The 15,238-nt window shown below is 42.6% G+C and carries 14 protein-coding genes; 9 read left to right on the forward strand and 5 right to left on the reverse strand.

The annotated features are described in order from the left end of the window. The first annotated feature begins 192 nt into the window (after positions 1–192). Positions 193–630 carry a peroxiredoxin gene (locus ACKTT2_RS39085; protein ID WP_407896586.1) on the forward strand — a complete coding sequence of 146 codons (438 nt, stop codon included), beginning with the start codon at positions 193–195 and terminating at the stop codon, positions 628–630. A gap of 145 nt (positions 631–775) precedes the next feature. On the opposite strand, the gene ACKTT2_RS39090 is transcribed toward ACKTT2_RS39085, so the two are convergent. From ACKTT2_RS39090 to ACKTT2_RS39100, 3 genes are all read right to left on the reverse strand, one after another. Beyond that, positions 776–1,138: a hypothetical protein gene (locus ACKTT2_RS39090; RefSeq protein ID WP_407896588.1), complete on the reverse strand. Its 363-nt coding sequence runs from the start codon at positions 1,136–1,138 to the stop codon at positions 776–778. Positions 1,139–1,245: 107 nt separating this feature from the next. Continuing rightward, on the reverse strand, positions 1,246–2,142 hold the full coding sequence (locus ACKTT2_RS39095) for an ABC transporter permease (RefSeq protein ID WP_407896590.1): 897 nt from the start codon (positions 2,140–2,142) through the stop codon (positions 1,246–1,248). 9 nt (positions 2,143–2,151) lie between these two features. Next, entirely contained in the window at positions 2,152–3,171 is a 1,020-nt protein-coding gene (locus tag ACKTT2_RS39100; protein WP_407896593.1) for an ABC transporter ATP-binding protein, read from the reverse strand. 114 nt (positions 3,172–3,285) lie between these two features. On the opposite strand from ACKTT2_RS39100, the gene ACKTT2_RS39105 reads away from it, so the two are divergent. The 4 genes from ACKTT2_RS39105 to ACKTT2_RS39120 all read left to right on the forward strand — a co-directional run bounded on the left by ACKTT2_RS39105 (position 3,286) and on the right by ACKTT2_RS39120 (position 7,066). Further along, positions 3,286–3,612 (forward strand): hypothetical protein, encoded by a 327-nt coding sequence (locus ACKTT2_RS39105; RefSeq protein WP_407896595.1) that lies wholly within the window; start codon positions 3,286–3,288, stop codon positions 3,610–3,612. 48 nt (positions 3,613–3,660) lie between these two features. Further along, positions 3,661–4,329, forward strand: coding sequence for a Fe2+-dependent dioxygenase (locus ACKTT2_RS39110; protein WP_407896597.1), 669 nt, complete (start codon positions 3,661–3,663; stop codon positions 4,327–4,329). A gap of 165 nt (positions 4,330–4,494) precedes the next feature. Continuing rightward, positions 4,495–5,070: a PepSY domain-containing protein gene (locus ACKTT2_RS39115; RefSeq protein WP_407896599.1), complete on the forward strand. Its 576-nt coding sequence runs from the start codon at positions 4,495–4,497 to the stop codon at positions 5,068–5,070. Between the two features lie 313 nt (positions 5,071–5,383). Further along, positions 5,384–7,066, forward strand: a complete 1,683-nt coding sequence (locus tag ACKTT2_RS39120; protein WP_407896603.1) for an NAD(P)H-quinone oxidoreductase subunit 4 — start codon at positions 5,384–5,386, stop codon at positions 7,064–7,066. A gap of 117 nt (positions 7,067–7,183) precedes the next feature. Here the strand turns inward: ACKTT2_RS39120 and ACKTT2_RS39125 are convergent, their stop codons facing one another. After that, entirely contained in the window at positions 7,184–8,530 is a 1,347-nt protein-coding gene (locus ACKTT2_RS39125; protein WP_407896605.1) for a serine hydrolase, read from the reverse strand. Positions 8,531–9,113: 583 nt separating this feature from the next. Between ACKTT2_RS39125 and ACKTT2_RS39130 the strand changes: the two genes are divergently transcribed. After that, complete coding sequence (locus ACKTT2_RS39130) at positions 9,114–9,737, forward strand: DUF4142 domain-containing protein (RefSeq protein WP_407896607.1); 624 nt, start codon at positions 9,114–9,116, stop codon at positions 9,735–9,737. Positions 9,738–9,821: 84 nt separating this feature from the next. Here ACKTT2_RS39130 and ACKTT2_RS39135 read toward each other — a convergent pair whose 3' ends face one another. Further along, a complete protein-coding gene (locus ACKTT2_RS39135) occupies positions 9,822–10,838 on the reverse strand; it encodes a ribose-phosphate pyrophosphokinase (protein ID WP_407896609.1) in 1,017 nt (338 codons plus the stop codon). 521 nt (positions 10,839–11,359) lie between these two features. Here ACKTT2_RS39135 and ACKTT2_RS39140 point away from each other — a divergent pair. Genes ACKTT2_RS39140 through ACKTT2_RS39150 form a run of 3 tightly spaced genes read left to right on the forward strand, consistent with a single transcriptional unit; the run spans position 11,360 to position 15,182 of the window. Then, entirely contained in the window at positions 11,360–13,078 is a 1,719-nt protein-coding gene (locus ACKTT2_RS39140) for a protein kinase domain-containing protein (protein ID WP_407896730.1), read from the forward strand. Between the two features lie 41 nt (positions 13,079–13,119). Then, a complete protein-coding gene (gene bioD, locus ACKTT2_RS39145; protein ID WP_407896611.1) occupies positions 13,120–13,812 on the forward strand; it encodes a dethiobiotin synthase in 693 nt (230 codons plus the stop codon). Between the two features lie 56 nt (positions 13,813–13,868). Then, a complete protein-coding gene (locus ACKTT2_RS39150; RefSeq protein ID WP_407896613.1) occupies positions 13,869–15,182 on the forward strand; it encodes a M20 metallopeptidase family protein in 1,314 nt (437 codons plus the stop codon). Positions 15,183–15,238 lie beyond the last annotated feature (56 nt).

A 15,238-nucleotide genomic window follows, 5' to 3' on the forward strand; every position in this document is an offset into this window, starting at 1 on the left:
CATACTTCATTCTACTACAAAGGACAATAGATTATTTCTTAGGGCAATAGGCAATAAATTATTTCTAACTATGCCCGATACCCCATGCCCGATGCCCAGAAAATTTCTGACTATGCCCGATGCCCAGAAAATTTGTTACAATGACCCCTGCTAGGAAAAATAACCTCTGTATTTAGGAGCAATACTAAAACTATGCCTTTAGCAGTTGGTAGCGATGCACCGAAATTTACCGTTAAAGACACAAACGGAAACACCGTTTCATTGTCTGATTTCAAGGGCAAAACAGTGGTTTTATATTTCTATCCCAAAGATGATACTCCAGGTTGCACAAAGCAAGCCTGCAGTTTTAGGGATGCCAGCGCGGACTATCAGGGCAAGGACGTAGTAGTTTTGGGAGTCAGTGTTGATGATGAAGCCTCCCACCAGGCATTTACTCAAAAATACAATCTAAATTTCCCACTACTTGCTGACACCCAAAAAACTCTCGTTAAAGATTACGATGTTGATGGTGGCGGTTATGCCAAACGAGTTACCTACGTTATTGATGGTAACGGCAAAATCATTCACGTCGATTCTAGTGTAAATACATCCTCCCATGCTAGCGATGTTTTAACTGCATTAGGATTATAGATAGTCAACTGCACCACCCACAAGGGGTGGGGTTTTACGCAGGTTCAATAAAGTAAAGACGCGCCATAGCGCGTCTCTACAAAGTCGGTTGCCAGTATTTTCTTCGTAAACCTGTGGTCACTGGTCACTGGTCACTGGTCACTGGTCACTGGTCACTGGTCACTGGTAAGACAGGTTTGTTTTGTGGTTGTGTACCTTGCTGCTGTAGCAATTGTTCCTGCTTCTTTTTAAATGCCGCAGTTGCATCATTGAGTTGTTGGTCTTGCTGTTGAGAATCCCAATTATTGCCGCCTTGGTTCAACTTATGAATGAGATTGAATAAACCCAGATTATCAACTTCATCGGAACGAGGTCCCAAGGGATCGTTACCCTGTTGTGGATCGAGATCTTGCAAAATACTTCTTCCCGTATCAGCTAGGGTAGGCTGTTGTTCTAATACGGCAGTAAAGCTCATTCCAGTGACAGCAATGGCAATTAGCCCTTTAATTGGTAAAGACAGTGTTTTCATAAAAAGTATCAAGTCTCAAGGATGAAGTATGAAAGATAAAGAACGAAGCATGAAGGACTAATGTTTTTTCCTTTACCCTTTATCCTTTATCCTTAATACTTTTTATCTTATGCTAGACTTTGTCGCAATCGGGGTTGAATACTCAATAATGCGACAACAGCGAAACCAAACAATACCAGTAATGCGCTTCCAAAGGTAACATCACCCCAGAAAGCTTGCATAACCACACTGTTTAAGCTCCAATCTTTGTGAACGTATAAATAACGGATTGGTTCAATCGCGTAACTGAGGGGATTCAGAGCTGCGACAACTTGTAACCATCCCGGCATAAATGATAAAGGAGCCAAAGCGGTACTAGCAAATAGCAGTGGTAAATTGCTGACAAAAATAACTGCGATCAGTTCGATATGTCCGGGTAACGCAAAAGCCAAACCTAAACTGATAGCAGTGACACCCAATGCAAGCAGGAAGACGATTAAGGTAATAACTCCCAATCCTGCTAGATCGGGGACACCTGCACCGAGAAAAGCAGCAGCAGTAACAATTACAGCTGCTTGTATCAAGCTTTGGCTGATAATAAATATTGCTGAAGCTAAAACGATGGAAAATCGAGAGGCTAGGGGTGCAACTAACAACCGATTTAAGAAACCAAATTCCCGGTCAAACATCACGGGTAAACCAGCATTCAGCGCCCCAGCAAAGGCTGTAAAAACGATAACACCTGCACTTAAAAATTGACCGTAATTTGTAGTATTGCCAAAAATTCCTTTTGGTGCATTTTGAAATAACGCGCCAAACAACACTAACCACATTACGGGCTGAATAATTCCTGCAACTAAAGTTGAGGGACGCCTAGCTAGCTGAATGAACAAGCGACGAGTTAAAGCCAGTGTTTCTTGAACAAATTCATTGAACACATTGGGAGACGCATCGGCATAACTTTGAGGTGATGCGACTTCTTGCCAATTGATATCCGATTTTGGAGGTAAGACAGTGCCACTCATGATGATTTTCTATCTCATATTTTGTTTTTTCTCAGCTTTTGGATCGCGATTTGCAACGGCTGCAAGTTCGGCATCCATTAGAGTTCTTCCCGTCGCTGCTAGGTAGACATCATCTAAGCTTGGACGAGATTGGGCTATACCAAAAATTGGTAACCCAGAGGAGTTCAGCGATTGCTGAATGGTTATTAAAGCATCTTGTTGCGGTGTGATTACTAAGTTAAGGGAATTCCCTTGAGCGCTGTTGACAATGACTTCTTGAACAAAAGGCAGCGATTGTAGTAATTCTTGAGCAATATGTGCTTCTTCGATGGGCGAAAACTCGCGGATGCGTAAAGTAATGCGATCGCCTCCCACTTTATCTTTTAATTCAGATGGCGTGCCACTCGCAATTACCACACCTCGGTCAATAATCGCCACGCGATCGGCTAAAGCATCAACTTCTTCAAGATAATGGCTAGTAATTACCACCGTTGTTCCAGCTTGACGTAACTTTCGCAGGAAATCCCAAACCACAAAACGGCTTTCAATATCGAGTCCCACGGTTGGTTCATCTAAAACCAAGACATCTGGTGCATGGAGTAATCCTGCTGCTAAATCTAAGCGCTTGCGTAAACCGCCTGAGTAAGTGCCAGTCTTTTTATCGGCGTATTCTTGCAAACCAAGCAATTCAATTACCATGTTTATCCGTTGCTTGGCAACTGTACCCGGTAGGTGATAAAGTGCAGCTTGCAGTTGTAAGAGTTCTCTTCCTGTCAGAACTTTATCTAATGCAACTTCCTGAGCAACATAACCCAAGCGCTTCCTTGCCAATCTGGGATTGTCTAATACAGAAATACCAGAAACTTCAATTTTTCCAGCATCAGGAGTGGTGAGAGTACACAAAGAACGCAAAGTCGTTGTTTTCCCTGCGCCATTGGGACCAAGCAAACCAAAAATCTCGCCCGGTTCTACCTTAAAGGAAACGTCCTTGACGGCGACCACCGTGCCGTAGCTTTTTTTTAAATTTTCAATTAAAACGGCAGGAGCCATGACAGCTTGTCCTAACTATACAATTCTCAACAAATACTATCTTTATTGTAGTTGATGACCAACCAGTGAACTGTGAACAGTGACCAGTAATCAGTGAACAGTGACCAGTGACCAGTGACCCTAGAAAAAATTCTGGCATTGCTGTATTTTAAGGAAATCGTCAGCTATGCAAATTACAAAATTGGGAATTTAACCATGGGTTCTAAAAAAGCGATCGCGTTATTTCTCTCTTTAGGTTTAGCAGCTACCGTAAGTGCGTGTGGTGGTACGGAAAGCGGTGGTGAAGGTGGCGAAGGTGGCGAAAACGGTCAAACTACTACAGCCCCAGCTACTCAACCAACTTCAGGTGAAGGCGGTGAAGGTGGTGAGGAAGGTAAAGATGGTAAAGATGGTAAAGATGGTGAAGGCGGTGAAGGTGGTGAAGGCGGTGAAGGTAAATAGTTACATAAAAATAATTCTTTCCCAGTCCCCAGTCTCTAGTCCCCACCTATGATTCATTGCATTGACAATGTTCTCAATTCTGATGAATTAGATTTTATTGTTTCAAAACTGAAGGATGCTGAATTTGTTGATGGTAAAAATACAGCAGGATGGCATGCTAAGTTAGTTAAGAATAATATGCAATTGCCAAACAATGCTCTCACTCAAGAGATGAGAAGCATTGTGACGCGGGCGATAAAACGCGATCGTTTATTCCAAGCAACGGTCAGACCAAAAATTATTCAACCCATCATATTTAGTTGTTATGAATCGGGTATGTACTACGGTTCTCATACTGATAATGCACTCATGGGGGACGAAACTTTCACGCGGTCTGATGTGTCATTCACTCTGTTCCTTAGTCCGGCGTCAAGTTATGTAGGTGGAGAATTAGTCATTGATACATCTTTGGGAGAGCAAGCTTTTAAACTAGATGCGGGCTCGATGATTGTTTATCCATCTTCAACTCTACACCGAGTCGAAACAGTCACTGAAGGTACAAGACTTGCGGCTATATCTTGGGTACAAAGTCTGATTCGCGATCCAGCAGAACGCGAGATTTTATTTGATTTGGAGACAGTTCGGCAAGTTATGTTTCAAAAATACGGTAAAACAACAGAGTTTGATTTAATTAGTAAAACTCATGCTAATCTACTTCGGAAATGGGCTGATTTGTAAGTGTATATATAACCAATAATTTAAGATTTCCATAGCATTTCCTAGTCTGATGAACTACAAATTTATCTGCGTCCATCAGCTATAGGGTGCGGTTAATTCTTTCTTACTGTATCTCATGAATGCAGGAATTACTATATATTGACTAGAGATTTTTAGGAAAAATAAATGAATTTAAATTTTCGGAAAATTCATAGAAAAATAGCTCCCATTCTTTTTCTACCACTATTAGCAAGTGCTTTAACTGGAATTGCCTATCGCGTAGGAAGATATTGGTTTAATATACCGAACCAAGTAGCAAATTTTTTCATGGTGATTCATCAAGGAGAATATCTCGGTCAACCACTTGTACCAATTTACGTGCTGTTAGTCGGGTTAGGGCTGATAGGTCTGATTGTGACTGGTTTAAGCATGACCAAATTATTTGGAACAAATCGTCCTTCACCAAAAGCATCAAAACTTAATTTTCGCCAAGTTCATCGCATTCTCGCACCTATTATATTTCTGCCCTTGACCGTCAGTGCATTAACAGGAATTTTGTTCAGATTGGGTAGAAACTGGTTTAATCTGCCTAGCGAACAAACTGCACTTCTTTTAAGGATTCACCAAGGGTCATATTTGGGACCTCATCTGAGAGTGTTGTACGTGGTTTTAATTGGTTTGGGGTTAATCGCAATGCTAATCACAGGAATTAACATGACTGGAATATTTCGCAAGCGACGAACAGTGACCAGTGACCAGTGACCAGTAACCAGTGACCAGTGACCAGTAACCAGTGACCAGTAACCAGTGACCAGTAACCAGTGACCCCTCTCGTTCCCAGGCTCCGCCTGGGAATACAGATCTAGAGGCTCCGCCTCGACCTTATTATTAAATGCGAAGGCAAGTCCCTCGTGCAATGGTTACCGATCGCTGTTACGGGCTAGGGATGAGGGCAATTCTTCCGTCTTGAGGAATAAATTTCATCTATACTAAGCCACGGTAAAGTTTTATGAGGAATTTTTACATAGTTTAATACAATAGTAATATTCACCCGTAAGTATTTTTGCTCAGTGCCATGATATTGGATGGATTTCCTTGGCTGACCGCGATAGTCCTGTTGCCACTCGTTGCTTCCATGCTTATCCCCTTGCTGCCCGATAAAGACGGCAAACAAGTGCGATGGTATGCCTTGGGTGTGGGGATCGCGGATTTTGTTTTGATGTGCTACACCTTCTGGAAGCATTACGATGCGAGCAGTGCGACTTTTCAACTCGTGGAGAAATATGCTTGGTTACCTCAGTTAGGTTTCAACTGGGCTGTTTCAGTCGATGGAATATCCGTTCCCCTGGTGCTGCTTGCAGGATTGGTAACGACACTCTCAATGTTTGCTGCATGGCAAGTGAATCTGAAGCCTCGCCTATTTTATTTTTTGATGCTGGTGCTGTATGGCGCACAAATAGGAGTGTTTGTTGCCCAAGATATTCTACTGTTCTTTATTATGTGGGAACTAGAACTGGTTCCTGTCTACCTGCTAGTCTCCATTTGGGGCGGTCAAAAACGTCGCTATGCTGCTACTAAATTCATACTTTACACAGCTGCTGCTTCAATTTTTATTCTAGTAGCAGGGCTGGCAATGGCTCTCTACGGAGATAATTTGACCTTCGATATAGTCGAACTTGGTGCGAAGAATTATCCTCTTGCTTTAGAACTTTTGCTTTACGCGGGATTGCTAATTGCCTTTGGCGTCAAACTGGCGATTTTCCCCTTGCATACCTGGTTACCGGATACTCATGGTGAAGCTTCTGCTCCTGTATCGATGATTTTGGCTGGCGTACTGCTCAAAATGGGTGGATACGGGTTGATTCGTCTCAATTTAGAGTTGCTGACTGATGCTCACATTTGCTTTGCTCCTGTACTGGCAACTCTCGGCGTTATCAATATTATTTATGGTGCTTTGAACTCTTTTGCCCAAAATAATATGAAGCGTCGCCTCGCCTATTCGTCAGTTTCTCACATGGGATTTGTGCTGTTGGGGATTGCTTCCTTCACGGATGTGGGAGTCAGTGGTGCGATGCTGCAAATGTTGTCCCACGGTTTGATTGCTGCAGTGTTATTTTTCTTAGCTGGCATCACCTACGATCGCACTCACACTATGGCGATGGAAAATATGGGTGGTATTGCTCAAGCTATGCCCAAAGTATTTGCTCTGTTTACAGCAGGTGCTATGGCTTCTCTCGCTTTACCAGGGATGAGCGGTTTTGTCAGCGAACTTCAAGTCTTTGTGGGTGTAAGCTCTAGCGACATTTACAGTCCAACCTTCTGTACTGTGATGGTGTTCCTAGCTGCAGTGGGAGTTATTTTGACGCCAATCTATTTGCTTTCTATGTTGAAGCAGGTATTTTATGGCACTGGTAAAGTGACCTGTGATATTAACAATGCTAGATTGGAGAATCAGGAGGATGAAGGCACGGTTTGCTTTGGTACGGATTGTCTCTTGCCTACTGAGTCGGTATACAGCGATGCCAAGCCTCGTGAATTGTTTATTGCTGCGTGTTTTCTAGTGTTGATTATTGGCATTGGGGTTTATCCTAAGTTGGCTACGCAATTGTATGATATGAAAACTGTTGCGGTGAATACTCAGGTACGCCAATCTTATGTGCAAATTGCTCAGGAGAATCCTCGCGTATACGCGAAGGAGTTCTTTTCTCCACGTATTGGTGAACCTGAAATAGCTACTGTTTCGAGCCTCGTTCGATAAAGGTTTTGGAACCGCAGCCTGTAGCAGATGCACGCGGATAGTATGCGCGATCGAACGCAGGATGGAAATTAGTATAGATTTAAGCAGCCCGGTTGTTGATGCACAATCGGGTTTGATTTAACTCACTCTGATTGCTGTATGCTCTCCTCCACCTCGATCTAGTCCACCTTGATGTAGGATTACACGTGATGCTCTACCTGTTTCATCTACTATGAAAGTGCGCTGAGCATTAATCGTCTTCAAAAAAAACTTTGTTGGGGACTCTGGAAACATTTCAACTCTTTCTTCTTCAGCCCATTGAGTCAAAATGCGATTGGATTCTTTTGTAATGGTAATGACCAATCCAGATTCTAGTTCATACCGCCCTACGTAAGTATCATAAATGGTTGGATCGAGTTCGATCTCTTGTCGTTGCTTGGGTAGATCGTAAGGTTTGCCAAACAAAATGGCAGCTAGATCGTTGGCAATGGGTACAACTGGTGTCACTGCTGCTGCGTCAATGTTAGTCAGCACAATAATAGAAATTTGCTCATCTGGATATCTAGCAATGCGAGTACTAAAGCCGTAAATTCCGCCACCAGTGTATAGCAGTTTGCGTTCGTAGTGGGTACATATAATTCCTCCATAACCGTGGTACACTCCTTTGCCATCTTCTTTTTCAACGATCGCGACTTTTGGTGTAAACATCATCTCTCTGGACGATTCACTTAAAACTGCATCAGTATAAAGCCCTTGCTCCCATTTGTAGAGATCTTCAATCGTTGAGTACATTCCCCCTGCACCTGATGGCCATGACATATGTACAAAATCTACATTTTGATAGGCTTCGCCATTGAAAACATAGCCAGAAGCTCGATGGGGCAAAATCATCTCTTGGCGATCGTAGCCTGAGTCAAACATTCCTAAAGGCTCAAGAATCTGATGTTGCAGATAGTTCGCATAGTCGCAACCGGAAACAATTTCAATAATTTTGGTTAGTACCACATAGCCAGAGTTAGTATAGCGGAAGCGTTCTCCTGGTGTAAACTCTAGTGGTTCATTACTAAACCGGGCAATCAGATCGTCCAAGGTAATCTTGGTTTTTGTTATCAGCTCGAAGTTGTCTAATTCGTTAAAGTTAGGAATACCTGAAGTATGATTGAGCAACTGATGAATAGTAATTTGCTCGCCGTTAGGGTAGTCGGGCAAATAGGTTGAAATTTTTTGATGCATCTCAAGCAAACCTTGCTCCTGAAGTTGTAGAATTGCCGCAGCTGTGAACTGCTTGGTAATGGAACCGAGGCGGAACTTCGTCTGGGGTGTATTTGGAACATTATGTTCGAGGTTAGCCATGCCGTAGCCTGCACTCAACAGTACTTCACCTGCACGGGTAACCAATACCGATCCCATGAAGTAGCGATTTGCCAGACAAGCTTGAAGATAAGCTGTCATCTCGTCTGTAGTAGCTTGATTACTCGATGGCATAACAAATTGTCTTTCTCTAACAAGCTATATCTGAAGTGTACTTTGCATTTCGGAGTATTCCAAAATTGGAAAACACTTTTCCTAAAACAACGTAGAATGCCTAACGATGATAAAAGTATTCTGATGTGAAAAAGCTAAATCTTGTCTTAAATGATACGGTCTCTTCCGCAAGAGTCATGATTGTATAACTAAAATTAATAATTCACCGCGCAGCGCTGCTCTCTATTCCACAAGAACAAGAAGTAGATTATTGAATATTTTTATTTAAAAATTCCCATATAGATATATATTACAGTGGCTAAAGCCTATATTCCAAAACGGAAGGGAATTATCTTAATGTTAAAAGGCTGAGTTCTGTATTAAAGAATACCATCCTTTCTGTAAGAGGATGTTTGAAAAGTTCTTTTATCAGTAGCAAAACATTCAAGATCCCCCTAAATCCCCCTTAATAAGGGGGACTTTAAGAATATTTTCCCCCCTTTTTAAGGGGGGCTAGGGGGGATCGATGAGTGCCTAAAATCACAGCCTACCACTTTTCAAACAACCTCTAAAAGTCGCGATTGAATAACTAAGACTAATATTTATGTTTAATCTCAAAAAACTTTGGAAATTTAAAATCATCATAGGATTTACAGTAATTCTAGTTATCATATTTCTAAAAGCTTGCAGTATAACTCAAGTAAATAAACCTATACCGTTGTCAAGTGAACCAGCAGCTGCACAGAGTCAATCGCCTCAACCATTGAACAGTCAGGCTGAAAGTTTAGATTGGCTGTTTGTTATGGACGCTTTTCAGGGAGGAATGGCAGAAATACAGCTTGGGAAACAGGCTTTACAGAAGTCTACAAATCCCAAAATAAAAGAGTTCGCACAGCAGATGATTGAAGAGCATACAAAAGCACATGAGAAACTTTTGCAATTATCAAATAACAAGAAAATTGCACTTCCAACAACAATCGGTCTCAAGTATGAAACAATCGTCGCGGATTTAAGGCAGCTTTCAGGGACTCGTTTCGACGAACCTTACATGAATGAGATGGGAGTGAACCGTCACCTCGATGCTATAGCGACATTCCAGCGAGAAATAGCACTTGGAAAAGACTCCGATCTCAAAGCCTTTGCTACTACAGGTTTACAAATAGCACGCAATCATTTTCAGATGGCTGTCCCAGTAACGGGTTACAGTTTGCCAGGTGACAACAAATAAAGGATGAAGTTTGAAATTTTTCAAGCTTCATCCTTAGATCTGGTAAATGCGCTAATTGTAATGGTGAAGACAGATTTTTCTTAACTAGCGAAACATACTACTTACAGAACTGTCTTCATGAATGCGCCAGATGGTTTCTCCCAGGAGGTTAGCCACTGACAGCGCGATTAATTGAGGAAATCGATTGCTCTCTGCCACGGGAATGGTGTTTGTGATAATGACTTCCTCAAACAAACCACTTGATAAGCGCTCAACCGCAGGTGGGGAAAAGACGGCGTGAGTTGCACATGCATAAACTTGGCGAGCTCCTTCTTCACGCAGGAGTTTTGCTCCTTCAGAGATAGTTCCGCCTGTGTCAATCATGTCATCTACTAACACTGCTGTTTTACCTTTAACGTCGCCGATCACGTTTAAAACTTCGGCGACGTTGTGAGCCTGACGGCGTTTATCTATAATTGCCAATGGGGCATCGTTTAGCTTTTTAGCAAATGCTCTAGCTCGTGCCACACCACCTACGTCTGGGGAGACAACAACGAGATCGGGCAGTTGTTTGCTTGCTAAATAATCAAGTAGGACTGGCGAACCGTAAACATGATCCAATGGAATGTCGAAGTAGCCTTGAATTTGAGCCGAATGCAGATCCATCGCTAAAATTCGGTTGGCACCGGCTTCTGTGATGAGATTGGCAACTAACTTGGCAGTAATTGATTCTCTTCCTGCAGTTTTCCGATCGGCACGGGCATAGCCATAGTAGGGAAGAACTGCAGTGACTTGGCGTGCAGATGCGCGACGACAAGCATCAATCATAATCAATAGTTCCATCAGATTGTCATTCACGGGATGACAACTGGGCTGGATGAGGTAAACGTCGCAGCCTCGGATGGATTCTTGAATTTGGATATAAATTTCTCCATCCGCAAATCGTTTGCGAATCATTGGTCCCAAATCCATTCCCAGGTAACGGGCAACTTCTTGAGACAATGGTACATTGGCAGAGCCGGAGAACAGCCGCAAGCGATTATTTTCAGTCACGCCTGTAGCAGTCGGCTGTACTTTTAAGGCAGTAGAACTCAGCACAGCAGATCCTCGATGTGCATTCATGGCAATCCTATCATCAGAGATTTGAGAAATTTAACTGCAAATACCCGGAAAAAATCATATGTGTGCTTTTTGGAAGCTTTCATAAAAATTTTCAACATACCTCAGCAAAACTACATATCTCTATTTCTCCAACTTTTTATAGACAAACAATTGATAGCTTAACTGACATTAAGTGTGTAAACCATATCTGGAGTTTAGTTTTTTATGTTGGTTGGCAAAACCAAAAACGCAGAAGTCCAATACAGACACAATTCTTACCTCTAACATCTAGCTCTTTGATTTTAACCAAATCTTTACAGTTCAACTTTCTACTTAATTCTATCTTAATAAGCATAAATGCTTAAAAAATAGTCATTTTTTGCTGATTAGATATATAATAATACTACATTTAGCAATTAACAGTGAAACTATAATTTAATCCTTTTCACGCTGATGTATAGAGAGCACGTGTGAAAATAGAGTGTGGCAAGTCTGTTTTACTGGCTGCTCCTCCTTGGATTGCTATTATACACACTTAGATGATGCAACCACCGATTACATCTGGCACTATCCTGCAAAACCGTTACCGGATAATTAAAACTCTGGGTCAAGGGGGATTCGGTAGAACTTATCTAGCAGAAGACCAAAGGCGTTTTAACGAACTTTGTGCGATTAAGGAATTGATTTTGGTAGTAACGGGGGGCTATGCATGGGAGAAGGCAAAAGAACTGTTTCAACGAGAAGCGGCTATCTTGTATCAAATACAGCACCCGCAAATACCACAATTTCGGGAGAGATTTGAACAAGACCAGCGCCTATTTTTAGTGCAAGACTATGTTGCTGGAAAAACATACAGCACTTTGCTTGACGAACGCAAGCAGACAGGTAAAGTTTTTACAGAGCAGGAAGTGTTGCAATTGATACAATCTTTGCTACCTGTTTTGGCGCACATTCACAGTCAAAACATTATTCACAGGGATATTGCTCCAGATAATATTATTTTGAGGGATAGCGATCGCTCACCAGTTTTAATTGATTTTGGAGTCGTCAAAGAACTAGCAACTCGAATAAATTCTCCAGATAACACAATCTCATCGACAACCGTAGGTAAATTTGGTTATGCTCCGCCAGAACAAATGCAAACGGGTAGAGCTTATCCTAGCAGCGATCTCTATGCACTTGCAGTAACAGCAATTGTTCTACTAACAGGGAAAGAACCATCTGAACTTTTTGATGACAACCAACTGAGTTGGAATTGGGAGCGTTGGGTGAAGGTGAATCCTCAGTTGGCACAAGTGCTGAATCGGATGTTGAGCCGAAAACCGAGCGATCGCTATCAAAATGCTACAGATGTCATGCAAGCGCTACAAGTTGTAGGACAACCAAATCCTCCTGCGCCCGATATATCCAACGTTCAAACAGTAGCAGTTGTTCAGCGTCCCGCCCCATCTCCCCCTGCACCAGACAAACCCGATCCAGTGATTCCGCCTACTCGCAATTCACTTCTAGATAATCCTGTAGCAATTGCAGGAATGACCGTTTTCGTTGTTGTTCTGGCAGGATTTGGCTCTTGGGCATTTGTACGATCTCTTCGCGATCGACCTCAACCCTCACCAGAACAAACCACAGACCCACAAACTTTTCCCTCACCAGTCATTCCTGGGGAAACACTGACACCGACACCGACACCGACACCGACAGAAACGCCGACACCGACATCAACACCAACACCAACCCCGACACCAACACCAACTCCGTTCCAAACTGAAGCACCTGGTGTTTACAGGAGACAGTTAAGTTTTGATGCATCCAATACAGCAAACGTAGAAGGAATTCTTGCAGCTCAAGAAACTGCCTTTTATGCTTTTCGTGCTCGAGAAGGACAACAGTTAACTGTAAGCCTTGCAAAAGAAGGTGGTGTATTATTAACAATCTTAGGTCCCAATCGAGAACCTATTGATAATTCTGCTAAAGAAGTCTCATTTTATCGAGGAAAAGTCCCTGTTACAGGTAGATATACTATACAAGTTACCCCTGTTCCAGGGCTTGACCAAAGCGATTACAATTTAAATGTTGCATTAGAAAACTCCGTACAACCAACCCAAACTCCATTACCTTTAGATCCATCATCTACCCCAACACCATTACCCACAGAAATCGTACCCACACCTCCAACTACAGAAATTCTACCCACACCTACACCCCCAACTATAGAAATTCTACCCACACCTACACCTACAGAAGCAGGGAGTAGGGAGTAGGAAGCGACCAATAATGACCAATGACACTTGACCAATGACAAATGACAAAAAACGCACTACTAATTACAGGAACTGATACAAATGCTGGTAAAACTGTTTTGACGACAGCTTTAGCAGCTTATTGGCAAAAATATTGCTCGCACCGAAGTTTGGGAATTATGAAACTCATGCAGTCGGGAGAGGGCGATCGCGAGTGGTATCACAATACATTTTCTTTGGAGCAATCTCTAGAGGAAATTACACCTTTGTACTTCAAAGCACCTCTTGCTCCTCCTGTTGCTGCAGCTAAAGAAAATCGAACAGTAGATTTAGCAATTGTATGGCAAGCTTTTACAGCTTTGCAACAGCGTCGTGAGTTTCTTTTGGTTGAGGCTCTTGGGGGTTTGGGTACGCCCGTCACTGATGAACTGACGGTAGCCGATCTAGCAGGTGACTGGCGACTACCTACAGTATTGGTAGTACCCGTGAGATTGGGTGCGATCGCGCAAGCAGTTGCAAACGTAGCATTGGCAAAACTTTCACACATCCATCTTAAAGGAATTATCCTCAACTGCGTTCAACCCCGAACGGAAGAAGAAATTGCTGACTGGACGCCTGTAGACTTGATTCAATCGCTGACAAACATACCTGTTTTGGGCTGTTTGCCATATGTAGATAACTTAGCAGATCTGGATAAGCTTGCACAGCTAGCATCAGATTTAGACCTAGAAAAAATTATGAATTATGAATTATGAAACTTTCAATTCATCATTCATAATTCATAATTCATCATTTACCATTCATCATTCATATGGTTTCTACATTCCCAAATTCCACATCTGTTGATTTATCTCGCGTTCGCTTGTCCATTCGTTCCCTGCAACCCCAATTGGTTGAGTGGCGGAGATATTTACACCAAAGACCAGAACTTGGTTTTCAAGAAAAATTGACTTCTGAGTTTATTGCTCAAAAATTGCAAGAATGGGGTATAGAGCATCAAACTGGTATTGCTCAAACTGGGATTGTTGCGATTATAGAGGGACTAGGGACTGGCAATAAGGGACTGGAGGTTAAAGACGAATCTTCCCAATCGCCAATCGCCAATCCCCATCGCCCCTTATCCCCAGAGGGGACCCCGAGTTCCCCAATCCCCAAAGTTCTAGCAATTCGAGCGGATATGGATGCCTTACCCATTCAAGAACTTAATGAAGTGCCATACCGTTCCCAGCACGATGGCAGGATGCATGCTTGCGGGCATGATGGGCATACAACAATTGCTCTGGGTACAGCTTATTATCTCCACAAACACCGAGAATCTTTTGCTGGTACTGTCAAAATGATATTCCAGCCTGCAGAAGAATCTCCAGGAGGTGCAAAGCCGATGATAGACGCAGGGGTGCTGAAAAATCCCGATGTGGATGCAATTATCGGTTTACACTTATGGAATAATTTGCCTTTAGGAACTGTAGGTGTCCGGGCTGGTGCATTGATGGCAGCAACAGAAATTTTTCAATGTACCATTTTGGGTAAGGGGGGACATGGTGCTATGCCCCATCAAACTGTAGATTCAGTTGTCGTTGCTGCTCAAATTGTTAATGCTTTACAAACCATAGTTGCTCGGAATGTGAATCCTATTGATTCTGCTGTAGTGACAGTGGGCGAGCTTCATGCAGGAACCAAGTGGAATGTGATAGCTGATACTGCAAAAATGAGCGGCACTGTCAGGTATTTTAATCCTGCATTTGAGGGTTTCTTTAAACAACGTATCGAACAAATTATTGCGGGTATTTGTCAAAGTCATGGGGCAAGTTATGACTTGGAATACTACTCGCATTATCCTCCAACGATTAATGATGCTGGAATGGCAGAATTTGTGCGATCGGTTGCAGAACAAGTTGTAGAAACCCCTGCTGGTATTGTCCCAGAATGCCAAACCATGGGCGGCGAGGATATGTCTTTCTTCTTGAGAGAGGTTCCTGGGTGTTATTTCTTTTTGGGTTCTGCAAATCCTGAAAAGGGTTTGGCATATCCCCACCACCATCCCCGGTTTGATTTTGATGAAACTGCATTGGCAATGGGAGTGGAAATTTTTGTCCGTTGTGTGGAAAAATTCTTGAGCCTTTAATGGGGAGAGGGCAGGTGTCCATTTTTGCTAGAGGACAGGTGTTCATTTTTTCTAGA

Source organism: Scytonema hankhaensis NUACC26 (assembly GCF_045865695.1).
GTDB lineage: Bacteria > Cyanobacteriota > Cyanobacteriia > Cyanobacteriales > Nostocaceae > Scytonema.